Annotated in this window: 17 protein-coding genes; 7 read left to right on the top strand and 10 right to left on the bottom strand. The window is 35.7% G+C overall.

What is annotated here, in order from left to right; all coding sequences use genetic code 11:
* Window positions 1-21: 21 nt before the first annotated feature.
* Window positions 22-1,335: an Ig-like domain-containing protein gene (locus AC0L5Q_RS05820; protein WP_473615520.1), complete on the top strand. Its 1,314-nt coding sequence runs from the start codon at window positions 22-24 to the stop codon at window positions 1,333-1,335.
* Between the two features lie 60 nt (window positions 1,336-1,395).
* Here the strand turns inward: AC0L5Q_RS05820 and AC0L5Q_RS05815 are convergent, their stop codons facing one another.
* The 3 genes from AC0L5Q_RS05815 to AC0L5Q_RS05805 all read right to left on the bottom strand — a co-directional run bounded on the left by AC0L5Q_RS05815 (window position 1,396) and on the right by AC0L5Q_RS05805 (window position 4,908).
* Entirely contained in the window at window positions 1,396-1,947 is a 552-nt protein-coding gene (locus AC0L5Q_RS05815) for an acyloxyacyl hydrolase (RefSeq protein ID WP_473615514.1), read from the bottom strand.
* A 128-nt stretch (window positions 1,948-2,075) separates the two neighbouring features.
* A complete protein-coding gene (locus AC0L5Q_RS05810; RefSeq protein WP_473615510.1) occupies window positions 2,076-4,193 on the bottom strand; it encodes an FAD-binding oxidoreductase in 2,118 nt (705 codons plus the stop codon).
* Window positions 4,194-4,284: 91 nt separating this feature from the next.
* Window positions 4,285-4,908 carry a glutathione S-transferase family protein gene (locus AC0L5Q_RS05805; RefSeq protein ID WP_473615506.1) on the bottom strand — a complete coding sequence of 208 codons (624 nt, stop codon included), beginning with the start codon at window positions 4,906-4,908 and terminating at the stop codon, window positions 4,285-4,287.
* Between the two features lie 143 nt (window positions 4,909-5,051).
* Here AC0L5Q_RS05805 and AC0L5Q_RS05800 point away from each other — a divergent pair, with 143 nt between their 5' ends.
* From AC0L5Q_RS05800 to AC0L5Q_RS05785, 4 genes are all read left to right on the top strand, one after another.
* On the top strand, window positions 5,052-5,936 hold the full coding sequence (locus AC0L5Q_RS05800) for a LysR family transcriptional regulator (protein ID WP_473615503.1): 885 nt from the start codon (window positions 5,052-5,054) through the stop codon (window positions 5,934-5,936).
* Window positions 5,937-6,113: 177 nt separating this feature from the next.
* A complete protein-coding gene (locus AC0L5Q_RS05795) occupies window positions 6,114-6,458 on the top strand; it encodes a hypothetical protein (RefSeq protein ID WP_473615499.1) in 345 nt (114 codons plus the stop codon).
* Between the two features lie 79 nt (window positions 6,459-6,537).
* Window positions 6,538-8,973, top strand: a complete 2,436-nt coding sequence (locus AC0L5Q_RS05790; RefSeq protein WP_473615497.1) for a TonB-dependent receptor — start codon at window positions 6,538-6,540, stop codon at window positions 8,971-8,973.
* Between the two features lie 236 nt (window positions 8,974-9,209).
* Entirely contained in the window at window positions 9,210-11,699 is a 2,490-nt protein-coding gene (locus AC0L5Q_RS05785) for a S9 family peptidase (protein ID WP_473618261.1), read from the top strand.
* Here AC0L5Q_RS05785 and rrtA read toward each other — a convergent pair whose 3' ends face one another.
* A complete protein-coding gene (gene rrtA / locus AC0L5Q_RS05780) occupies window positions 11,700-12,290 on the bottom strand; it encodes a rhombosortase (protein WP_473615493.1) in 591 nt (196 codons plus the stop codon).
* A gap of 128 nt (window positions 12,291-12,418) precedes the next feature.
* Here rrtA and AC0L5Q_RS05775 point away from each other — a divergent pair, with 128 nt between their 5' ends.
* Together AC0L5Q_RS05775 and ggt are read left to right on the top strand one after the other, a co-directional pair.
* The gene (locus AC0L5Q_RS05775) at window positions 12,419-13,015 is read left to right on the top strand and encodes a tRNA-uridine aminocarboxypropyltransferase (protein ID WP_473615489.1); all 597 of its coding nucleotides are present in this window, start codon (window positions 12,419-12,421) and stop codon (window positions 13,013-13,015) included.
* A gap of 25 nt (window positions 13,016-13,040) precedes the next feature.
* Entirely contained in the window at window positions 13,041-14,831 is a 1,791-nt protein-coding gene (gene ggt / locus AC0L5Q_RS05770; RefSeq protein ID WP_473615486.1) for a gamma-glutamyltransferase, read from the top strand.
* Between the two features lie 117 nt (window positions 14,832-14,948).
* On the opposite strand, the gene AC0L5Q_RS05765 is transcribed toward ggt, so the two are convergent.
* The 6 genes from AC0L5Q_RS05765 to AC0L5Q_RS05740 all read right to left on the bottom strand — a co-directional run bounded on the left by AC0L5Q_RS05765 (window position 14,949) and on the right by AC0L5Q_RS05740 (window position 25,843).
* On the bottom strand, window positions 14,949-15,380 hold the full coding sequence (locus tag AC0L5Q_RS05765; protein WP_473615483.1) for a hypothetical protein: 432 nt from the start codon (window positions 15,378-15,380) through the stop codon (window positions 14,949-14,951).
* A gap of 105 nt (window positions 15,381-15,485) precedes the next feature.
* The gene (cysK, locus tag AC0L5Q_RS05760; protein ID WP_473615480.1) at window positions 15,486-16,454 is read right to left on the bottom strand and encodes a cysteine synthase A; all 969 of its coding nucleotides are present in this window, start codon (window positions 16,452-16,454) and stop codon (window positions 15,486-15,488) included.
* Between the two features lie 292 nt (window positions 16,455-16,746).
* Window positions 16,747-18,384, bottom strand: a complete 1,638-nt coding sequence (locus tag AC0L5Q_RS05755) for an HD domain-containing phosphohydrolase (RefSeq protein WP_473615476.1) — start codon at window positions 18,382-18,384, stop codon at window positions 16,747-16,749.
* A 6-nt stretch (window positions 18,385-18,390) separates the two neighbouring features.
* Window positions 18,391-20,637 carry a CHASE2 domain-containing protein gene (locus tag AC0L5Q_RS05750; RefSeq protein WP_473615472.1) on the bottom strand — a complete coding sequence of 749 codons (2,247 nt, stop codon included), beginning with the start codon at window positions 20,635-20,637 and terminating at the stop codon, window positions 18,391-18,393.
* Window positions 20,638-20,712: 75 nt separating this feature from the next.
* Complete coding sequence (locus AC0L5Q_RS05745; RefSeq protein ID WP_473615468.1) at window positions 20,713-21,561, bottom strand: MBL fold metallo-hydrolase; 849 nt, start codon at window positions 21,559-21,561, stop codon at window positions 20,713-20,715.
* Window positions 21,562-21,742: 181 nt separating this feature from the next.
* Window positions 21,743-25,843: an Ig-like domain-containing protein gene (locus tag AC0L5Q_RS05740; protein ID WP_473615464.1), complete on the bottom strand. Its 4,101-nt coding sequence runs from the start codon at window positions 25,841-25,843 to the stop codon at window positions 21,743-21,745.
* Window positions 25,844-25,867 lie beyond the last annotated feature (24 nt).

Below are 25,867 nucleotides of genomic sequence, written 5' to 3'. Positions count from 1 at the left end.
TGCTGTATAAAAGGAATTCAGATGAAAATTCAAAAAAAATCACTGCCTTATAGGCTTCTCATTAGCTCTTTAATATCAAGCTGTTTCGCTATAGTGGGTTGTAATTCAGATCATAATTCGGCTGAGTTAGCCCGTTCAGTTGAGCTAGAAAAGCTACGTGCTGATGGCACTATTATCGAAAAAGTAACCATTATTAATGATCATATACGTTTATCTAAAGATGATAAACATCAACTTAAAGTGATGGGGCTTGATAGTAATGGTAAACTACGAGATGTAACCAATGAAATAAAAAGTTGGACTTCAAGTGATCCTAGTATTGCTACTGTGGATAGTAAAGGTTTAGTAACGGCAGTAGCTAATTCAACGGTTAATCAAGGTATTGTCACTATCACAGCCACTACTATTTTAGAGGATATTTATGGTGAAGGTGAAATATCCGTCAGTGACGTAGGTGTAACAAATATTGCATTAAAGACAATTTCACCAATAACCGATGAGGTATATGACGGTAATATTTATACTTGTATCGGTACTCCTATAAGAGGAGATGTCACATACAATGACGGCTACGTATCAGAAAACACAGTAAAAAATATGGAGTTTAGCCTGAATAAAAATACAAGTGCAACTATCACCACTGACGGTACTTTGTATACCTCGTCCGCTACAATTGAAGATATTATTATTACAGCAAAAATAGGTAATGTTTCAAAGTTATTAGCTGTTACAGCTGATCCTCAATTTTTAGATAATATCGATGTTTTACGTAATGACGAAATAACTAGTTTGATTACCTTAAACGTTGGTGAACGTATGCAAATTAGCAGCCAAGCAACTTTAGAGTCTAAAGCTTCTAAACAAGATTTTGTTATTGATAATGCTATCTCTTGGTCACAAGTAGGTCAGAACGTTAGTGGTATAACAACAGAGGGTGATAATAAAGGAACTATATTAGCACTTAAACCAGGTGTTACAACATTAACTGGAACCTGTGGTGGTAAAGAAGCTATAGCGACATTACAAGTTACAGGTGAAGCAGATATAGACTCTATGCAAATCAATGATGGCACAGATATCACTCTTGAGCCTTCAGATTCAATAGAGTTAACATTAACTGCTAATTATAAGGGGACACCTGAAAGCTTGAATGTTTCTGAATTTGCTCAATGGAGTACTAACGGCGGAAGTAAGCTAGTAGAAGCTAAACCTGTTCAATTAGGTACGAATAAGGCGAGTTATAAATTAACAAGTACAGCAAATGCTAAAGGCGTTGTAATTGTTTCTGCTATTTATGACGGAGTTGCAAGTACTATTCGTGTAAATATTGAGTAAATACTTGGCCTTGTTTAATTAAACGGTTAAACAAGGCTTAACTTAAAACTAAATAAGTAACTAGATCATAGAACTATACGAAAGACTCACAAAATCTAACCCCGGATTTGGACTTTTAAAGCCCGCATTTGAGTAATGCAAATAGCGTAATGCAATGCTATTTTTTTGATTTTTCCCAAACTTATAAACTAAGCCTAATCTGTCTTCAAACTGATAATGAGTACTTACGTTTTTTCCTGCAAACTGCGTATCATCTAATAATGATACGCCTATGCCTAACTCTGCATATAACGGGTTGGAGTAGGCACTGCCAATTTGATACCTAATTACTGGCGACATCGCTAATACAAAGTTTGTATCATGTTTGTTTTCTGCGCCGTATTCCCAAAAATTCACACTAGTTTCAATATAAAGTCCTAGGTTTGATGAAAATTGCTTTAAGTAATCAGTATGACGCTGATAGGCAATTTTAATACCTTCTACGTCGCCTTCGCCACGAATGTAGTCAACAGCAATCACATTACTATCTGCATGAGCTGTAGGTAAATGGGTAGCTGTTGTGAAAAGTAATAGGGCTGCTGTGTATGTTTTTAGGTTGTTTAATATGTTCATTTTTTTAGTTTCTATTAATGTGTTTGGTAATGTTCAGTAAAGATATGGTACAAATAGAGGTCATTGGAAAGGCTTCTAAAAGTCTTCATTTTGAATCTAATCGTCCAAAGATATAAATTCAGGCTGAGTTATAAATCGATTTCGATTGTATTGCTGTTTTTTGCCGGAACAGCACAACAGATCAGTACTTCGTTTTTATTTATTGGTGCGCTAGGTTGATTTCTGTAAGTCACTTCTCCTGATAATAATGTCGTTACGCAGGATCCGCATTTACCATTACGACAACTAAATTCAGGCGTTAACCCATGCTCTTCAGCTGTTTCTAAAATCGTTTTATCACCTTGGCTCCATGGTTGTTCAAACTTAGATTTGGTAAATTTGATCACACTGTTTTCAGCTTCTAGGTTTACTTGATCAGTAGTGGTAAGAGCAACTGTTCTTTGTATTGATGCAGGGCCAAAAGCTTCCGCAAAAATACGGGAATCTTTAACGCCTAATTCAGACAAAGTATTGTATTGTGATTGCATGAATGCTGTTGGACCACAAAGAAAAAAGTCATAGTCGTCGAGAGACAATATTTGTTTATAAATAACTGCACTTAAACGACCGCTAGCATTAAAATCAATGCCTGCTTTTTCTGTTGTTAAAGGCTGGCTGATAAAGCTCAAGTAGCGTATAGCACCGTTTGTTACTTGTTCTAATTGTTTAAATTCAGCTAGAAATGCACGGCTATTTGTTGTTTTAGCTGCATGAATAACGGTTAACGGGCGAAGCTGTCGCATGCGAATACTTTCATTGTAAACATGCAAGGCCATTGACATCATGGGAGTAATACCTACACCCGCGCCAATAAGTACGGCGGGTCTTTTTTCTAAAGCATTTATATAAAAGTCGCCACGAGGTGTTTTTACTTCAATAACATCACCTTGCTGTAAGTTGTTGTGTAAGTAGTTTGAAACAATACCTTTATTTTCTTTTTTTACTGAAATTCTGTAATAGTTTTCATCAGGTGCTGATGAAACGGTGTAAGTGCGAATATGTGCTTTTTGATCAGGCAAAGAGGGGATTTTTACCGTTAAGTATTGTCCTGCTTTAAAGGTTAATAGCGCGCTGTTGTCGTTAGGCTCTAAATAAAATGAACGAATGTCTTCACTTTCGTTTGCAACTTTAGTTACTTTAAAAGTTTGCCACTGCTCTTGTTTAGCTTGAGCAGCAATGGTTTTAGCGGTTTCTTCCCAATTACCTGTCATTAATGTATTCGGAGAATACTCGCCTAAGTTTGCTCGAAAAGGCAAAGCGTCTTTTAATCGAATACCGTGATCAAGTGTAAACTTCCACGCTCTTTCAGCGCCTTTAAAAGCTTGTATTTCTTCGTTAGTCTCTTCATTAGTAAGTGTTTCATTAGCACCCCATAATAATTCTACAGTGCCCGTTAACATTAATAATTCGCCAGTTGAAAAATCAATAAATATTAAGCCGCCTTTAGGGTTAATCAAAAAATTACCTAAGGTATTAAAAAATTGATTACCCGCGTAATCAGGTATTGTTAAGGTGTTTCCTTCTATTTTAATAAATCCAGGTCGGCCTCCTCGGTGAGATACATCAACACCTTCTATTTTGGGTTGATCTTTTGATTGAACAAAGCTTGAAACAAAAAAAGTATCAGCAGTTTTAATTAAAGCTTTTGCTGCTTGGTCAAGTGTTGAGAAGGTTTGTTTTTCATAATGCTGACCTTGTTCGCCTACTTCACGAATAAAGTTGAGGCTTCTGTGTTGAATATACTGCGGACAATTACCGAAGGATTGGTCAACGTTAACGGTTACGTTATTTTCATTCGATGTAGCGATACGCCCATTTACTCTATTGCGTCGTCGTGTATTGAGTTCTATACCAACAAAACCTAGAGGTCGGCCTGTTTCTTTTAATGATTCGCCAAGCGGATCACCTTGAATGGCTGTACTTGCTATATTTAATGAAGTGGGACTTGGTGATTCAACAAAGCCCGGTTTACCGGGTAAAATTGAAGCCCATGGCCAGCCGTTATTGTCTACACTACCCACAACCATAAAAGGCAGTTGCGCAAAAAATTCTCTGTGTTGATCTGGCATAAATGAACGCACAGCTCGATGACCAATGTTTTCCATTTTTTCACGTTTGCCTATGCGTGCTTGTAATTCATGTTCACCACGATGAAAAGGTGATAATGGAGTTTCATTATTATCTTGAGTTGTTATTTGCTTATCCATAAATACCTCGGTAAAACGATTGGGAAGTTATTTAAGAGAGCATGTCGAAATTAACGTGGCATGCTCTATCGGTGTATAAGTTGTATTATATTTACTCAGCTAATAAACCCGCTTTGGTTGTTGGCATCGCTTTAAAACCTGATAACGATTCAATGTTTGATAATAAACGACGAACATTAGGGTAGGGTTCCAATGAAACACCACCTTCAGGAGCATGTGCTGTATAGCTATAAATAGAGATATCAGCAATAGTCGGTGCATTACCTACTAAAAACTCACGATCCACCATATGATTTTCAAGCTTAGTTAATACTTTTGCAGCGGTTGCTTTAGTAAAATCGTGATCAATTGGCACATTAAATACCGTAACTAATCTTGCAGCAGCAGGGCCATAAGCTAATTCGCCTGCGGCTAAGGTAAGAAATTTTTGTACTTCAGCTTCTAATTGAGGATCTTGCGGGAGATAATCTGGCGCATATTTTCTCGCTAAGTAAACTAAAATAGCGTTCGAATCGCTGATCACAATATCGCCATCTTCAATCGTTGGCACTTGTCCTAATGGGTTCAAGGCTAAGAAAGGGGCTTGTTTATGTTCACCTTCTGGTAAATTAATATTATTTACTTCGTGCTTTATACCCGCAATGCTTGCAAATAACTCTACGCGGTGAGCATGGCCTGAAAGTGGAAAGCTATGGATCTTTATTGAATTTGTCATTTTTATTCTCTCTTAAGTACAGTGATGGTGCTTGTTTTAAATGAGTGACTACTATATTTTTGAATCGAATCGAAGACAATAGCTTGAAATATGGAATCTTTATGTACATTATGGGGATAATATGTGAGAGATGAGATAAGCTAATGGATACGATAAAGTGTATGGAAGCATTTGTGGCTGTTGCTACGAATGAATCTTTTACTGGTGGGGCTAAGCAAATAGATGTTAGTACTAAACTTGCCAGTAAATATGTACAACAGTTAGAAGAAAAACTAGGTGCTCAGCTATTTTACCGTACTACCCGAAGTGTTACGTTAACCGACACGGGTAAAGCTTATTATGAACGTTGTGTGCCTTTACTGGATCAATTTGATGAACTAGAAGGCATGGTTCAACAGCGACAATCAGATCTCGCTGGACCTATAAGAATAACAGCACCAACAGGGTTTGGTAGTAAAGAACTGGTAGAGGCAATAGCAGCGTTTCAGCTTATTCATCCTAATGTAAGTATAGATTTACATTTAGCCGATCATCTTGTTTCTATTGTAGAGGGAGGATTTGATTTAGCCGTTCGCTTTGGCAAATTAGATGATTCTACATTGATCGCTCGTAAGCTACGCGACATGCGTATTGTTGTTGTTGCATCACCTGATTATTTACTTAAATACGGCGAACCTAAACACCCGAGTGGATTAACAACGCATAATTGTTTATTACAAATGACCACCAAGGAACCTGCCCATTGGAGCTTTAAACTAAAAGGCGAAATAAAAACCTACAAAATGCAGGGGAGCTTTCATGCCAATTCACCACGCGCTATTGTACAAATGGCTGTGCAAGGTGTTGGTATAGGCAGAGCACCATTATATGCAGTCAATTCGCATGTGGAAGACGGCAGCTTGAAGATATTATTTGAAGCTGCGGAAGCATCAGCCATTGGTCTTTATGCGGTTTATCCGCCTAACCGACATTTAACGGCACGCATTAGAGCTTTTATTGATCATCTTGTAGAGTATTATGATTTTTAATGAATTGGTAATTTCTACAGACTAAATTAGCACGACTTTATTAATTTTCTTTTGAATTAAAATAAGCTCTTTATTTATAAAAGGGGATTAAATAATACTTATAACCATTAGCCCTTGTACATAAACAATATACGTTATAATATCACACTTAATTAGTATCAATCATTTGCATCTATTTTGTTAAACGTATTACCTAACAAATTATCTAACTTTTTAATTCAATTACAGCGAGTCAATGCACGTCAGGTTTTTGTACCTATCGTATTGGCTTTTGCCTTGTTGTTTTCATTTATAAGTCATGGAAACCACTATGATTTAGCTATTGGTGATTTAACAAGTAGCAGTGCAGAGCAAAACTGTCATTTATGCCAGCAAAATATAGATAATGTTGATAATAATGTTGAAATTATTCAGCAGCTGGCCTCACGTTTTTTAAGCTTTTCATCGAATGTTGTTAAACCGTTAGCACATTCAAACTACTCTGTAACACCTCCTTTAAGAGCTCCTCCTGTTCAATTGTAATACTTAAAATTTATTTTACCGTTACCACAACGTGTTTCGGTATTTTTAACGTTTATTTTTGAGTTCACAGGAACATCCAATGACTTTTATTAAAAAAAGTACGATGGCGTTTAAGCTGTCGTGTTGTACTTTAGGTATGCTTGCAATACCGCAAACATTCGCACAAACAATTTCAGGAAAAGTAGTTAATACTGCTGGAAAACCTAGCGTTAATAGCCAGATTGTTCTTGGCCATAGTAATAAAAAAGTATTTACAGATAACCAAGGTTATTTCGAAATTTCAGGATTAGATGCCGGCGAATACGAGCTTCATATTGTCGCTAAAAACTATAGCCACTTTAATGAGCTTGTTAGTGTAGGCGACAACGACTTAAGCGGATTGTTATACACCCTAAAACCAAGTGTGATGGAAAATATTGACGTTTATGCTACGCCATTACATTCCTCTTCAATTGAGTCAGCATTGCCAATTAACGTGTTATCGAGTGATGAGTTAAGATTAAAACAAGCGTCTACCTTAGGTGAAACACTTAAAGGAGAATTAGGTGTTCATTCAAGCTACTTTGGTCCTGTATCAAGTAGCCCTATTATTCGTGGTTTAGATGGGCCGCGTGTCATGGTGACTCAAAACGGACTTGATGTAAGTGATGCTTCTCGCGTAGGTCCTGATCATGCCGTTTCATCTGAAGCAAGCACAGCAACACAAATTGAAGTATTACGCGGACCTGCAACATTATTTTACGGCAGTGGCGCTATTGGTGGTGTAGTGAATGTGGTTGATAACCGAGTGCCTACCAGCATAGATAATCAAGTAGATTATTTAGTTAAACACAACGATGTGTCTGATGAAAACGAAGCTTCTTTTAATGTAAATACCGGTGTAGAGCTTGATAACGATACGGCTTTAGCTTTTCATGTAGATGCTTTTTATCGTGAATCTAACGATTATAAAATTCCGTTAACTGATCTAGAGCATGACGAACATGAAGATGAAGAGCATGAAGGCGAAACGGAAGAAGAGCACGAAGAACATGAAGAATTAACGGATACCTTAGAAAACTCTTCTTCAAGGGCTAAAGGCTATAACGCCGGTGTTAGCTATTTAATGGATAACGGTTTTATAGGGTTTTCTTACGGATATTTAGACCGTAAGTACGGTTTACCTGGACATGAACACGAGGAAGGCCATGATGAAGCAGAACATGACGAACACGAAGAAGAGCAGGTATACAGTATTTTAGAGCAAGATCGTTATCAGATTTTAAGTGATCTAACTTTTGATAATGACGTATTCCATCGTGTTGCTACTAAAATTGCGTATACCGATTATATTCATCAAGAAATTGAAGATGGCGCTCCGGGGACTACCTTTAAAAATAAAATGTTTGAAACGCGCTTTGACTTATACCATAAACCTTTAAACGACTGGAAAGGGGCTTTTACACTCCATTATAAAAAGTCAGACTTTGAAGCCATTGGGGAAGAAGCATTTACGCCTCCTTCAAAAACAGCGATGACAGCATTTGCATGGCTAGAAGAAAAACACTTTGATCAATTTCTTGTGCAAGCAGGAATACGTCTTGAACATGTGTCATTAAAAGCAGAACCAACCGATGAAAGTGATAATTTTATTGCTTTAAATCAGGATATGAAAGATCAATCATTTACTCCATTAAGTTCATCTTTAGGCGTTGTATGGAACTTTACTCCGGGCTACAACTTAGGTTTATCGTTAGGTTATTCTCAACGTGCGCCGTCTGCCAGTGAAGTGTTTTCAAATGGCCCGCATATTGGTACTAGTACTTATGAGCTAGGAGCGCTATACAAAATAGATGAAGCTACAGAACAAGTGGTTTTATCCGATAAAGATGTTGAGCTTGAATCAAGTTTGAGCTTTGACGTTACCTTTAGAAAGTTCGAAGGTGATTTAGGTTTTGTTATGAGTGCTTTTTATAATCGAATTGATGATTATTATTTTCAACGCAATACAGGGTTTACCAGCGAAATATTTGAAGACGAAGAAGAGCATAACGAAGCAGATCACGAGCATGAAGAAGAAAGCTTTCTACCTATTTATGCCTATGAACAATCAGATGTCGATTTATATGGATTAGAATCTGAGCTGATTTATCAAGTATCTTCAAACTTTACCGCTAAAATTTTTGGTGACTACATCAGAGCTAAATTAACGCAAGGCGACAACTTACCAAGAATTCCACCTTTACGTATAGGTTCTGAATTTAATTACACAGGCGAAAATTTTTCTGCATCGTTAACTGCTCAACGTTATTTTAGCCAAAACAAAGTCGCTGAAAACGAAACGTCTACAGAGGGCTATACCATGGTTGACGCAAACATTAATTACTATATAAACAATATAGGTGACGATTTTGTTGTGTTTTTAAAAGTAGATAACATTACTGATGTTGACGCTAGAGTACATTCATCTTTCTTGAAAGATGTAGCGCCACTGCCTGCAAGAGGTGTGAGTTTAGGTGTAAGAGGAAGTTTTTAAGTAAGCATTCGAAAGTGATAAAGGTGGAATGAAAATTCCACCTTTCATCATGAAATGTTTACTCTTTATCTCAGAAAATTGAATTTAGACACTAGCCGAAGTATAACGTTAAATGCCTTCATTAATTCAGTGTCTATTACATGAAATCTCTAATAAATCAGTTAATCAAACATCCAATAAATTACTCAGTAAAAAAACACATAAAACCTCAATTATTGTTCACCGCATTTAGCGTCATGTCGTTATCGTGTACCTCGGTATATAACTCAGATACTAATATTCCAGCCACTTCTCAAGTTGATACTCAAAATACAGTTGTTATACCTGCAATTATTCAAAGTAAGCCGAATTTAAATGTTCATACTTTAAATAAAGAGATAACCCTGGAGCAAATAATGTCAGATCCTGATTGGTTTGGTAGAGCGCCAGAGGCTTGGTATTGGGGGGATGACAGTAACACTATTTTTTATCAACAAAAGCGTGAAGGTAATATTTTACGCGATTTATTTGTAAAAAAAGTTAATGAAAAAGGTAATGGAAAACAAGTTAATTTAGCTCATTTACATCAAGTGTCAGACAAAAACGCGATTCTTAATCATGACAAAACACATGAGGTTTATACCTTTGAAGGCAACGTATTTATTAAAACGCTCGCTAGTGGCAATGTACATCAGCTAACGTATACCTCGGCTGTTGAAACTTCACCGATGTTTTTAAACAATGGCGATGTGGCTTATCGAATTGGTAATGTTTTTTACAGCGTAAATTTAAAAAATAATCAAATTAAAGAGTTAGCTAATTTATTAATGACTTCGGAAAATGAAGCTGAAAATATTTCAGCTAACGAGTCTTACTTAGCGAATGAGCAAACCAAGCTGATTAAATACCTGAAATTACAAGAAGAAAACGCGCAGCTGATTAAAGACCAAAAACGCACTTGGCGTGTTAAAAATAGCTCAATTACGCAAACTAATTTTTACTTTAATAAAGACTACAAAGTTGTTCATGCGAGTTTATCGCCCGCAGGAAATAAAATAATAGTTAGTGTAGCAAGTTCTGCTGCTATGTCTGACAGTAGCGATGTTATGCCTGATTATATTGGTAAGTCGGGCGATATTGCGATCAAATCTGTACGCAGTCGAGTAGCCGATAATCGACAATATAATGAATATGTTTACTTGTTAGATATTACTGATGGCACTATGGCGTATATACCTTTTGATACATTACCTGGATTTGATGATGATGTATTAGCTAAGGTGCGTGCAGAAAATTATAAAAAACAGGGCCATGTTTATAAAAGTGAAAAGTCGCCTCGGTATATTCATGTCATGGAAGCGAATGAGCCTATTCAATGGAATGAAAAAGGCGATAATGTCGCCATTTTGTTTGAAGCGTGGGATAACAAAGATCGATGGTTAGCAACGGTTGATTTTGCAACCAAAAGCTTTGAATCACAACATAGGTTACATGACGATGCTTGGATCAATTGGTCGTTTAATGAGTTTGGTTGGTTAAATGCAACAGCAAAAAGTGACGACGCCTTATATTATTTATCGGAAGAGTCGGGTTACTCACATATTTATGTTAAGCCATTAAAAGGTAAAGCAAAACAGTTGACGTTTGGTAAGTATGAAGTAAACGATTTAGTTTTATCGAATAACCAAGATTTTTTATTTTTTAGGGCAAATCAAAAGCATCCTGGTATTTATGAAATTTACCAACTTGATTTACAGTCTGGTGACGTTACTGCGGTAACCGATCTAGGGGGCGATAATTATTATCAATTAAGCCCTGATAATACCAAGCTGTTAATTTCTCACTCTGAGATAAACATGCCCCCTGAACTTTATGTGGAAATTGTTGATGATACGCCTGAAGCTATTCGTTTAACGCATACGGTTTCAGAGGCTTTTTTATCAATGCCTTGGTCGTTACCAAGTATTGTCGCTATTCCATCAAGCAATCAAGCTGAGCCTATCTATTCAAAAGTGTATTTACCTGAAGGGGTTGATAGTAAAAACGTTAATAATAAACAGAGTAAAAATAAAGCGATTATGTTTTCACATGGCGCGGGTTACTTACAAAATTCTCATTTAGGTTGGTCAGGATATTTCAGAGAATACATGTTCCATAGTATGTTAGTACAAAAAGGCTATGTGGTTATTGATATGGACTATAGAGCTTCCGCTGGATATGGACGCGATTGGCGCACGGCTATTTATCGCCATATGGGAAAACCAGAAGTAGAAGACATGCGAGATGGTGTTAATTGGTTAGTTGAAAATGCTAATGTTGATCGCAACCGTGTGGGAACTTATGGTGGTTCATACGGTGGATTTTTAACGCTAATGTCTATGTTTACTCAACCTGATTTATTTCAGTCAGGTTCAGCTTTACGCTTAGTGTCTGATTGGGCTTATTATAATCATGGCTATACGTCTAACATTTTAAATACACCTGCTGACGATCCCATTGCGTATGAACGTAGCTCACCTATTTACTTTGCCGAAGGGTTACAAAAACCACTATTAATTAATGCACCTATGGTTGACGATAACGTATTTTTTCAAGATACCGTTCGCTTAGTACAGCGATTAATTGAATTAGAAAAAGAAGACTTTGAAACAGCTATTTACCCCGTAGAGCCACATGGGTTTGTACAGCCTAGTTCTTGGTTAAATGAATACCGTAGAATATTTAAATTGTTTGAAACTACTTTATAGCTATTTTTTCGACTTTTTAACATGGTAAAGAGAAAGTAAACCAATAACTCCACCGCCTATCATGCCCCATAAGTGAGCGTCTATCGCAACAGTAGCAGATATTAAGTCTGCTACTTCTTCGCTTGCTCCTTTTACTTGTTCGTGAATTACCTTACCTATAACGGCAACAAGTAACACAAAGCCCGTTTTATCTTTATTTTGAATGTCTTTAATGGCTCCCCATATAAATAAGCCGTGTAAAACACCCGATAAACCAACATATTGCATAATTTCAGGTGAATAGACATAAACACCAAAGGTTGTGGTAATAGCGCAAACAATAAAAATAAGTGTGTAGTTAAGTAAATTATAAAATTGACCGTGTAATGCCCAGAGTAAAATAACCGCGCTTATATTTAGAACAAAATGATTAAAATTAGTATGTAAGAAGTGTCCTGTAAGTCCTCGCCAAAATTCACCCTCTATAAAGCGATCACGTTGAAAAGCTAAAGAATCTACATCGAAAATAAAAGCGAGTGTGGATAAAATAATAACCAATAAAGGTAAAGCGATTTGATGTTTTTTAAGCGGGAGTGATTTTATTGTGAACATATCAATTTTTGTTGAATTTTAAAGGTTATTCAATATCGTAACTGTCTATTTATTTGATAGTATACCGATTATATTTTGAATGCACCTGTGTAAATACTTGATGTGCAGTTTAATTACAGTAGTTAAAGATGAAAAGAGAATGTTGTCCCCTTTGTTTACGTGCAAAATCAGCCTGTATATGCCATTTGTTTACAGAAATAATAAATGATATTCACGTGGTTGTACTTCAACATCCTACAGAAGTAAAACAAACCAAAGGTACTATAACGTTATTGGCCAATTCCTTAGTTAATTGTACGGTAATTGTTGGTGAGGTTTTTAAGGAGAATGCTGAATTAACTGAAATTTTATCTTTATACCAAAATGAAATTGCCTTGTTATACCCAAGTGAAAATGCAAAAACGTTAACAAATGAAATGGTTAAATGTGATAAAGTTTTGAATTCAATAAAGTGTATTATTTTAATTGATGGCACGTGGAAAAAATCTTATAAAATGTATATGCTAAATGACTTTTTACATGGCATGCCTCATTTAACCTTACCAGATGATATTGAAAGTAAATATCATATTAGAAAAACACAAAAAGCGCAGGCTTTATCATCTTTAGAAGCCTGTGTTTATGCTTTAAGTTCAATAGAAACTAATTCAAATAAATATAAACCATTATTAAACCGTTTTAGCCAGTTTAACGATTTTCAATTGTTATTCAGGCAAGGTAACTAGCTCAAGTTCATCAGTAAGGAAGGTTATGATTTCTCCGTTTAAACCGTCACTTATTATTAGCGCACTGTTAATGATTTCATCGTGTGGCAATAGTTTTTCACCAGAACAACCAAACTCTCAAAATATTGTTAAAAAAGCAGAGCAAGAAGACAGGGAGCCAGAAGCAGCAACAGGACTAAAACAGAAAAAAGATGTTTTTACTGAAAAGTTTATGGTCGCCGCGGCTAACCCTTATGCGAGCCAAGCGGGTTACAACGTACTTGCTAAAGGCGGTAGTGCGGTTGATGCTGCTATTGCCGTTCAGTTGGTGTTAACTTTAGTTGAACCGCAATCGTCAGGTATTGGTGGTGGTGCTTTTATGCTTTATTGGGATAAAGCCAATAAACATTTAACTACTTTTGACGGTAGAGAAACCGCGCCAGAAAAAGCAACGTCTGACTTGTTTTTAGATGAAAATGGCAAGGCAGTTTCTTGGATAAAAGCTGTTGTAGGTGGACGCTCGGTTGGTACGCCAGGTGTATTGGCAGCTTTGCATCAAGCACATCAAAAATATGGTAAGTTGGCTTGGAATGAGCTGTTTGTAGATGCGATTAAACTTGCTGAAACGGGTTTTGTTGTTTCACCACGCTTAGCAAAATTAATTTCATTAGCTTATAACCCCGGTGTAAAACAGCTACCTGAAATAAAAGCTTATTTTTACCCTAATGGTGTCGCTATAAAAGCGGGCGATATTTTAAAAAATCCAAAACTAGCTAAGGTTTATAAAAGTATTGCGCAAGAGGGTATTGCTGTTTTTTATGAAGGTTGGGTCGCTAAAAAAATTGTAGATAAAGTTCAACATACACAAATTGCACCGGGGCGTTTATCGCTTAGCGACCTAAAGCAATACAAACCTAATCAAGTTGATGCTGTATGTGGTGAATACAGAATTTATAATATTTGTGGTATGGCTCCACCAAGCTCTGGTGGTATAGCTGTTATACAAATGTTGGGGCTATTAAGTCATTTCGATTTAAGCAAACAACAACCAAACAGTATTGAATCACTACATTTATTTACGCAAAGTTCGAAACTCGCATTTGCTGATAGAGAAAAATATATCGCTGATCCTGCATTTTCAAATGTACCTGTTGCTGGCTTATTAGCCCCTGATTATTTAGCTGAACGGGCTAAGTTAATTGATCCGAAAAAAGATATGGGTAAAGCACAAGCTGGCGCTCCTATAGGTGCGCTTGCTTTAGGCTTAGATAATGCGATAGAGCGTCCGTCAACTAGCCATATTTCAATTGTAGATGCCGATGGAAACTCCGTATCAATGACAACCAGCGTAGAGATGGCGTTTGGTTCAGCGGTTATGGTTGAAGGTTTTATACTGAATAACCAGCTAACAGATTTTTCATTGTCGCCTACCCAAAACGGAAAGTTAGTGGCTAACCGTGTAGAGCCTTTTAAAAGACCAAGAAGTTCAATGGCTCCTACTATGGTATTTGATCAAAACAATAATTTAAAGTTAGTGTTGGGTTCTCCAGGAGGCAGTCGAATTATTAATTATGTAGCGCAAACCATTGTAGGTGTTTTAGATTGGGACTTGTCACCTCAAGCGGCGGTTAACTTACCTAAAATAACCAATCGTAATGATTCAACAACTCTTGAAAAAGGCACCTCATTAGAGGCGCTAGCACCACGTTTAACGGCAATAGGTCATAAGGTAGGTATTCGTGACTTAAATAGTGGATTACATGTCATTAAAGTACTTAAGGATGGCTTACAGGGTGGAGCAGACCCGAGACGAGAAGGTAAAGTGTTAGGTCAGTAGGTTATTATCGTTTTATTTAAAAACGTGAATATAACAAAAAGCCCGAACATTATCTTACGTTCGGGCTTTTTGTATTTGAATAAATTTTGTTAATTCTTAACTGGTCTATAACAGTCCTTAAAAGGGGTCTTTTAATATTTTATTAATAACCCATTTATCATCAACTTGTATAAGAGATAAACGCTTAACATCTTTTATTTTATCTCCTCTATAAAGTCCATCAAAAAAAACAGTGATAGTTGCAGCATCTTTAAATTGTTCACGTACTTTGACTCCACTGTCGTCAGGGGTAATTTCTACTTTATCAAATTGCATATTGAATAGATGACGTCCAACGGCTTGAGGTGACTTGTAATGTAGGATAATTCGAGATAATTTGGGGCTGCATACACTAGCTGCTTTTTTTATGTTTTTTTCATTATATAAAGCATCAAAAAATGCAATAACAACTAACTCAGGGTTATCTATTGTTGATATGTCATTTTTATCTTTATTACAGCCTAAAACTAAAAGCGCTAAACCAAGCAGTATATATCTAGTAAAGTTCATAATTTCCTTGAGAACATTGTGTTTAAACGATTAATCTATTGGCATTGTAAAGTTATTTTAGGCAATAAAAAAGGCGCTAAAGCGCCTTTTTTGATTTACTTTGTATTATTGAACTAATTCTTTATCAGAGAAACTATCAGTAAATAAGGCACTTGATAAGTAACGTTCAGCAGAGCTTGGTAAAATAACAACAATGTTTTTATCTTTATTCTCAGGTTTTTCAGCAAGTCTTTTTGCCGCTACTACAGCAGCACCTGAAGAAATACCCGCTAAAATACCTTCTTCTTTCATTAGGCGATGAGCCATTGCCATAGCATCTTCATTAGATACTTGTTCAACAGCATCTACAATCGATAAGTCTAAGTTACCTGGAATAAAACCAGCACCAATACCTTGAATTTTATGTGGACCCGGTTTTAATTCTTCGCCCGCTAATTTTTGTGTAATTACGGGTGAATCTGTTGGTTCAACAGCTACACACAAAACTTCTTTATCTGAAACATTTTTAAGGTAACGGCCTGTACCTGTTATTGTGCCACCTGTACCTACACCCGCAACAAAAATATCAACATTACCATCAGTATCTTCCCAAATTTCAGGGCCTGTAGTTTTTTCATGAATTTCTGGGTTAGCTGGGTTATCGAATTGACCTAAAAGAATGGTATTTTCAGGATCTGCATCTCTAATTTCTTTTGCTTTAGCTATAGCACCGTTCATGCCTTTTGCGCCGTCAGTTAATTCAACTTTTGCACCTAGAGCCGTTAATAATTTACGGCGCTCTAAGCTCATAGTGCTTGGCATAGTTAATGTAATGCCATAACCACGTGCTGCAGCAACAAATGCTAATGCAATACCTGTATTACCACTTGTAGGTTCTACAATGTTTTTACCTGGTGTTAATAAACCTTTTTTCTCTGCGTCCCAAATCATATTTGCACCGATACGGCACTTAACGCTAAAGCTTGGATTTCTGGCTTCTATTTTAGCGAACACATTACCTGTTGTTACGCGGTTAAGCTTTACAAGAGGCGTTTTTCCTACTGACGTTGAGTTATCTTCAAATATATTTGACATGCTTACTTCCTATACATTTTGGCTTTAAGTTTTAATACTGACTTAATAGCACTTTATTTGATATTAATACCAATTTGAATAATAAATTGAGTAACTTAACGTTACAGAACCAACTTGGTATAAATTAGGTATTTAACGAATATCTTGATTCGAATAAATTTACAGTCTTAGGTTATATGCTTATAAATAAAAAAGAAGTGATATTTAGTTATAAGATATACGGGATAATTTGAATTGGCATATATGTTGATATATTACGAGTGATTTTTGTACTCTTATTACGTGTTTTTTCTTAATTATAATGACTTAACCCCGGTATATCTTCTATATTAAAGTCGTCAAGCTGTTCAGGGGTTGCAAACTTTAAAATGTAAGTTTCGTATACTTTGGAACGTACAAAAATAGTAAAAATATCCCCATCGAGATGATTATTTAATACCAGCTTCCCCATAATTGTTAGGCATTCGCTAACGGGTTTTGCTTTTTTGTAAGGTCTGTCTGATGCCGAAAGGGCTTCAAATATATCTGCTACAGCCATTAAGCGTGCAGGTACTGACATTTGTTCTTTTGTTAAGCCTTTAGGGTAACCTTTACCGTCCATTGTTTCGTGATGACCTAAAGCATATTCAGCAACATTTGATAAATGCTTAGGGAAGGGGAGTGCTTCAAGTATGTCACTCGTTACATCCATGTGATGCTGAATGATCAAGCGTTCTTTATCGTTTAACGTTCCTCTTTTAATACAAAGATTAGTGACTTCGTCTTCGGTAAGTAACGATTGCTTTTCTCTGTTTATTACTATGCTATAACGAGTGGCTATTTCTTTAATATGCTGTTCTTGCTGATCTGTTAAAAATTCACCGCCAATATTAATTTTTTGTATAAAAGCTCTATCTAAATTGAGTTGTTTATGGGCTACATCAGATGCTCTTTCAAGTTGTTGAACTTCTATTGTATTACCATTTTTTAAGGCTTTAATCATACTTTTTTGAAAGCGAATATCTATATCTCGCTTGGCTATTTCAAATTTAGAATCAATAAAGTGAATTCGGTCAAAAATGGTTTCTAGTTTGGTTGATTTATCAATAATGTGATCAGGCGTTACTATTTTACCGCAATCGTGTAACCAACCTGCTATATCGAGTTGATGCCTTTCTTGTGGTGTAAGGTTAAAGCTTGCCAGTGGTCCTTTATTCTCATCATGTACAGCATCAGCTATTAATAAGGTAAGTTCAGGAACTCTTTTACAGTGACCGCCGGTGTGAGGCGACTTTTCATCTATTACGGCAGCAATAGTTTGAGCAAAAGACTCAAACAGCTCTTCCATATTTTTTATTAATGCTTTGTTGGTTAACGCAATAGCCCCAAGTGAAGCAAACGAAAGTATTTGCTCTTCAACTTCGGGTGTAAATTCTACGGTTACTGGTTGACCTTGATCATTGTTTTCTTGAGCGTTGATTATTTGAATAGCACCAATAATATCGCCAATGTGATCTTTTAATGGAAACGTCAGCATGGATTGCGTTCGATAGCCTGTTTCTTTATCCATTTTACGCGCGGCACTTAAATCGTAAGGAAGTTCGTCGTATACATCTTTGATGTTTATAACTTTAGTGCTATTAATGGCGTGTGCGATCATGGCACTTTTATTTGGCTGACCATCTATAAATAATGGGATGCTTGGAAATGTAATAGGGTTATTTGAACTACCACCTAAATGTAAATTTAAACTGTTATTAAGAACAGTTCTAAATTCAGCATTTTTAGCTTGATCAACCATATAGATTGATCCCGCATCTGCGTTTGAAATTGTCATGGCAGCAATAAGCACTTTTTCCATTAAAATTTCGGTATTTTCTTCACTACTTAATTCAATACTAATTTTAAGTAAATGTTGGAAAACAGTCTCGTTCAAATATTTATTATTCATAATTCCCTATTTTGACTGATGGACGAAAATACCATTCCACGATATTGGTGGTGAGTTTTTTAATAGTGCTAATCTATCTAAATATATATCATAAAGTGCTTTTGAACAAAAATCATTTTGTTTTAATTGGTTAAAGACTTTTATTGCCTCATCCCACTCTCCTAATGTGTATGCGTTTATCCCTTTTTGATGCAGTAATAAATAGTCTTCAATCTCTTTATTTGAATTTTCTTTAAATGCTATAGGTTGGTAGACAGTAACCGCCTGAGCTTTTCCTTTTACTCTAATTTTGTCAACTTGCCGGCATAAAATATAATTAGGTGACATTTGCTCTAATGTTTTTTCTGTAATAAGAATATCTACGCCATAATACTTGGTTAACGATTCTATTCTTGATCCTAAATTCACTTCATCACCTAATACGGTATAGGCTTTACGGTAGCTTGAACCCATATCGCCAACATTCATATCACCAGAACTGATACCTACGCCTATATTAACGCTAGGCCAATTTCTCTCATTAAAAATACGGGATAGTTTATGAGTTGCTTGGATCATTTTTAAAGCGGTTACTACGGCATGGGTTGCGTGATCGTCGTCATCTAAAGGCGCATTCCAGAATGCCATAACCATATCGCCTACGTATTTGTCGATAGTGCCTTGATGATCAAAAATAATAGAGGTGACTTCAGTTAAATAAATTTGCATAAATTCAGTTAACTCTTCAGGGGTAAAATTCTCTGAAAGTTCGGTGAAACTTCTAATGTCAGCAAAAAGTACAGACATGTTTCTTTTTTCACTTTTAAGTTGTAAATTTTTATCCGCTTTAATAAGTTTTTCTATGTAGGCAGGGGGAACGTATTGGTTGAACATGCCTATAATACTTTTTCTTTTTTGGCTCTCCATTATGAACCCTATACCAGCGTAATAGAGAGTTAGTAATAAAGTTAAGAGTAGATTTTGAAATAAAGGTAGGCTTATTTTTAGTTTATTCCATAAATACCAGTTAATGACTATGTGAATACAGAAGAAAAACGTACTAAAAATGAGTATCTTTGTTGGCGTTTGCTCTGTCATTAAAAAAGAAAGTATTAGCCCTGTAGATATTAATAACAATAACGATATAGCTAAAGTACTGTCTGGCTCAAAAGGAAGAATTTCAGGATGAATTAAACTTTCAAATACGTTGGCATGCACTTCAACCCCAGGGTATTGAACACCAACTGATGTTGCTCGTAGGTCAGATAGCCCAACGGCTGAAGTTCCTACAAAAGCAATACTTCCTTCTAAATGACCTTTAGGTAATTTTTGATTGAGTACATCTGTGGCTGAAATGTATTCAAAACTATGTTTTTTTCCTTTAAAAGGAATAAGTATTTGACCTTTTTCGTTAGTGGGAATAATGTTTTTTCCAAACTTAACGCCTTGTAACCATGAGATATTATTATTTGATTTAGTTACAGCTTGTATTGAATCGTTTAAGGTATAAACACGTGCTGCTTCTAGTGCTAACGAAGGATAAAGCGTGCCGTTATAGTTAAGTACAAGAGAGGCTTTTCTGATAAATCCATCACTTTCAGGTACGGCATTAATAAAACCTGCGCCTAATGCAGATGTTTGTAGTTTTTCAATATTGCCTAATGCATTATTAAATACGCTGATCTCGGATGACTCGTTTTTATTTTTTGTCCAAATAATTGAGCTAGGCGGTATATAGCCTGTATTTTCGGCTTGATTATCAAATAAAAAACCTAAAACAACTTCAGAATTCTCTAATGTTTTAGAAAAAATAGTATCAGCATCAACAGACTCTGATAACGCGTTAACTTGAGTGCTTAGCTGTTTATTTAATTGAGGATTTTTATTTAATATTTCATTGACGGGGTTTCTTTCTGGCTCTGCAAAAAATATATCAAATGCGATAACCACCACACCCGCTTGATGAAGTTTTTCTACTAATTCAGCGACTTTACTTCTGCTCCAAGGATAGCGACCTTGTTCCTTCATGCTTTTTTCATCTATATCTATAATAACGATATGTTCATCAAACTGCCGTTTTTCAGCAGGCAGGTTTGTATTAAGCCTGAAGTCGTACAATATCCCTTCAATACGCTGAATAACTTCTTGTACTTGAGAAACATTAATAAACTGTAAGCTTATAACGAAGCAAGTTATACAAACGCCAATAAGAAAGCGTGTGGTGAATAACTTGTTGCACGTGCTTATAAATATATTGTGTAAGAGGGATTTCAAGTGAACTTTTTAAACCTCGGGTGCGAATAGCTTTTTAATAAATGCGGTACTCTATAAAATAGAATGATTATTAGCTTAACGTAAACTCATTGTATTTAAATCAAACGTTGAATCCTCTTTTGCACAAGCAATTTGTGTTATTCCTGTATTTTTTGACTGAATTGATTGTTCTTGCGCGAGTAACTCTTGGTCTGTTCTACAAGGATCGTGACTAATAAAAAAGAGTTGTTTTACATTGGCTTGAATAGCAAGTTTCATAACTTGTTCATAAGTACTATGGCCCCAACCATGCTTTAACGGCATATCATGGTTGTTATATTGAGCATCATGAATTAATACATCAGCGTCAGATATAAATTCGATCCATTCATCCCATGTTGTGGCTGCTGCAGAAGGTGGAATTAATTCATTATCGGTAACAAAAGCTATTTTTTGATTGTCGCCTTGTAAACAGTAAGCCGTACCACCGTCGGGGTGATTTAAGGCTTGTGTTGTTATAATAAAGTCATTTAGCTTAAATTTACTTTGAGGCGATGAAATAGCATTTAATGTGATTGAGGAGGGGAGTTCGTTGTATTTTACCGGGTGACTTGAGCCAGACATTTGTTTCAATATCATGTCGTTGTCATTATTGTCCATAATTCCTGTTATAATATTAATTTTTGTGTTCGTGCAGTATATAGGATGGAAATATGGAAAACCTTGAATATGATCCCAATGACTATGTGTAACTAAAATATTAATTGTTTCTTTGTAATGATTTAACTTTTTGTTGAGCTTTGTAATACCTGTACCTGAATCTAAAATAACAAAGTCGCCATTATTAAGCTCAACATATACGCATGATGTATTACCACCAAACAATACGGTATTTTTTCCAGGTGTCGGCATAGAACCTCTAACGCCGTAAAATTCGATTTTCATTTATTTTAATACCATTAGTTCTTCTTTTTAAGTAAGCGAACATCATCTACAGACTTGTTTGTCGGCTTATAATATATAGATGTTAATTATATTAAAGACTAACATCTATATATTTTCTAATAATTGGGTTTAAATTTAACTTTGTACCAAATTACTGTTAAAAATTTTAGTTTGTTCGTTATTAAAGAACGGTAATAATAACTTTTGCTGTAGATTTTTTACCATAAAAATTTGTAATTTGATAAATAAAGAAATCTTCGCCGCTGTAATCAGTGTTTGGTGTATAAGTAAAGTTACCATTACTTTGTAATGCTAGTGTTCCGTGCTCTACATCCCTTTTTTTTGCTACTGAAAGCTGAAATAGAGACAGTATTTGTCCGTCATCATCATTATCAAGTATTGTGTTTACCGTAAGAGATTGATTTGTATTTACAGAGTAAAAGTCATTTCTTGCTAAGGGCTGATTAGAAGATGAAGAACTAGGTTTTACCGTTATATTAACTACCGTATCATCATATTCACTATAAGTATCAAGTACTCTGTAGGTAAAACTGTCTCCGCCAACAAAATCTGTATTTGGTATGTAAGTAAACGTACCATCAGAAGAAATAGAAACACTTCCGTTAGAAGGAGAAGATATTAATGAAGTACTTACTGTTAAGGCATCTCCATCAACATCGGTATCGTTATTTAATACAGAAGAAGCATTTAGGGTAGTATTTTCGTCTGTTACATAAGTATCTGCTACAGCCTTTGGTGCCGTGTTTACTGAAGCAATATTAATTGTAACGATAACTGTTGAGGTTTTGTTGTAAATATTTCTAACTTCGTATTCAAATGAATCAAAACCTGAAAAACTACTTTCTGGGGTGTAAGTAAAGTTACCATTACTTTCTAATATTAACGTGCCATGTAATGGCGCTACATGTGGAACAGTTGTTACTGTTAATAAGCTAGTGTCAGCGCTATTGGTTTGGTCGCTTAAATCATTATCTAATAGGTTTGAGCCTGATAAAATTGTACCTTGGTTAATATTATAAAAATCTGTTACAGCTAAAGGATTACCGTGAGCGCTAGGATCTGTTGAGACTGTTATATGTATAAGGCCTTCATCTTGCTCTCCATTGCCATCATCCACTTTGTAGGTAAAAGTATCTGAACCTACAAAGCCGATGCTAGGAGTGTAAACAAAGGTACCGTCGCTAGCAAAATTAACAACTCCATTCGAAGGTGAAGATAAAAATGAGGTATCAACAGTTAAAGTATCTCCATCTGCATCAGTATCGTTACTTAGTACAGACAGCGCATTTAATACACCACCTTCAAGCATAGTGTAGTTATCTGTTACTGCTTTAGGTGCTACATTCACATTAATGACATTAATGCTTACATTGCCTGAGGTTGAGCCTCCTTGGTTATCTTCTAACTGATAAGTAAAGTTATCTATACCACTAAAATTAGTTTCAGGTATGTAAGTAAAGCTACCATCACTACTCAGCGTTAAACTACCAAAAGAGGGATTTCCGCTCATGCCAACATTTATGCTTAAAGAGTCGCCGTCTTGATCAGTGTCATTTTTTAACAAGGCATTAAAGCTTGAAGCTATAACGGTAAGGCTTGTATTTTCTTGAGTTGAATATATGTCAGATACGGCGACAGGTACATCATTAACGGGATCAATATTTAATGTAACTTGTGCATTGTTAAAGCCACCTTGACCATCAGATAATCTATAAGAAAAACTGTCTGTTCCATTATAATTAGCATTTGGAGTATAAATAAATGTACCGTCAGTATTGATGATTAATGTACCGTTACTTACATTGGTAAATGGTGTTGTTGAGGCCGTTAATGTGCCACCGTCAGAGTCAGTATCATTATTTAAAAAAGATGAACCTATTAATACTTCATCTTCATCAAGCGTATAAGTGTCGTTAATGCCTATAGGATCTGCATTTAAAGAGCCAACTAAGCTTACTGATATAGAAACGGTTGCTGTACTTTCTTCTCCTGATGGATCCGAGATTGTGTAACTTATTTCTGCTAGTCCTCCAAAGGTAACTGAAGGAACAAAGCGTAATTTATTATTTTCAACGGTTACCGTTCCGTATGCTTCATCTAGTGTAAAAGGGTTAATAGTTAATTCATCACCGTCAATATCTTTATCGTTAAGGAGTACATCAAGTATTAACAGCGTTTCAGAATTAGTTTGAGCTTGGTCATTCATGGCTACAGGTGCATCATTTATCGGGTTTATCGTGATACTTGCCTGAGCTGTTGTGATAGCACCTTTATTATTTAATATTTGATAAGTAAAGGTATCTAAACCATTAAAGTTATTTTTAGGTAAGTAAGTAAAACTACCATCTGTGTTTAATATAAGGCTACCTTGTTGTGGAGCAACAAGAGGAGTTGTATTAACGGTTAAGGTACCCCCATCGATATCAGAATCGTTAGCAAGTAAGCCAGAATTTGAATTAATGCTAAGTGTAATATCTTCATTTATTTGATAACTGTCGTTATTTGCTGTTGGAATATCAGCAACAGGATTAACGGTTATGTTTACAAAAGCCTGAGACGTTTTACCTAAAGTGTTCATTATTTCGTATTGAAACCTATCAATACCGAAAAAATTAGGAGCAGGTATGTAAGTAAAAGTACCATCTGTTGAAAGGTTTAATTGTCCATGAGTTGTTGATGTTAATAAGGTTTCGTTTAACGATATCGACAATGAATTTGGATCTGTATCGTTTGCAAGTATACCGTTATTAACAGAGTTGATAATAAGCGTTGTATCTTCATTTATTTCATAAATATCATTTAATGCAATAGGGGGAGCATCACTTCCTGAAGATAAAATAGTTACTTGGGCACTACTCGTTCCACCTTTATTATCTGTAACTTGATATACAAAGCTATCTTCATCAATAAAACTATTGTCTGCTATATAAGTAAAACTACCATTCGAGTTGAGTTGTAAAGTACCGTGTAGAGGAGGTGATACAGGGAGTATATCAACAAATAAAAAGTCGCCATCAATATCGGTGTCGTTAGTTAATAAACCCGTGCTACTTATTGCTAGTGAGTTATTTATGGCTAAGGTATATGCATCGTTTGTTGCTATAGGTTCGTCATTTATATTATTAATTGTAATTAAAACATTTGCTTGTGCGCTATTGCTTTCATCATCTAATATTTGGTATGTAAAACTATCTTGTCCAAAAAAATCTTTGTTGGGCTGGTAGCTAATATTACCTGCATTGTCGAAAGTTAACTGTCCGTTTACAGGTGGCGTTATGATCGAATCTAAAGTGAGTAAGCTGTTTTCAGGATCAATATCGTTATCAAGCACATTAGTGTTAAGTACATTATCTTCGTCGATTATAACGTTATCGGTAATCGCTTGAGGTGGTTGGTTTACAGTAACTTTTGTCGCTGTAACTTGAAAAGGAGCTGATTGGCCACTTTCGCCTTGTTCGTTTATACCGGTAATGAGAACATAATAATTGGATGTTTCGTCGATTACCGCTATGTCTGTTTGGTTTGTATTAATAGCGAGTTGTTGGCTACCGTTTGATAAGCTAAGCACACTTGTTGGAGTTAAATTTGCTTCAGTTGCCGAGTAAACATTATATCGGTTAAGTGATGAGCCACCTTGCCAATTAACCGTGATTTTGTCTTCTGATCTTGTTGCACTAATACCTGTAATTTCAATCGGGCTCCAGTCTATAGATATTGCATCTAGCATTGCTGTGTTTTGTGCGCTATCTGTAACAAACAACTCTATACGTAAGTTACCTGCTTGAACACCTGAAAGCTGAGGATTAAACCCTGTGAGTGTTCTATTAAATGTAGTACCGCAATTATTTGAACATACAGAGATAGTTTGTTCAACGCTTGGTAGGTAAAGTGAAATATCTGTTATTTGATCTGGTTCTTCAACGTTAATGGCAAAAGTTAAGTTGCCTGCAACACTACTTGTATTATCTTTGTAAACAAAGTCGCCTTTAGCGTTTGAGAATTCTGCATCTACAATGGCATTTTGGGGTTTGGTAATACCTTTAACTTTTTGTACTTGTATTTGATTTTTACCTTGTATTCCAGCAAGAGATATTGAATTATTATTTGTATCAATAATAGGTGATGGAACTTCAGGAGTAGATGGGTCAACAGTAATTGGAGATTGACTTATTTCATTAGATACAGAGCCTTCGCTACCACATCCTGCAAGTAGTAAACTTGAGGTTATTAATGAAACGGCAATAATACTTAATTTACGCATTGTTAAAATCCTAATATTGATAAT

The sequence above is a fragment of the Pseudocolwellia sp. G5-9 genome, assembly GCF_055808995.1.
This window is presented reverse-complemented; position numbering and strand designations above follow the sequence as displayed.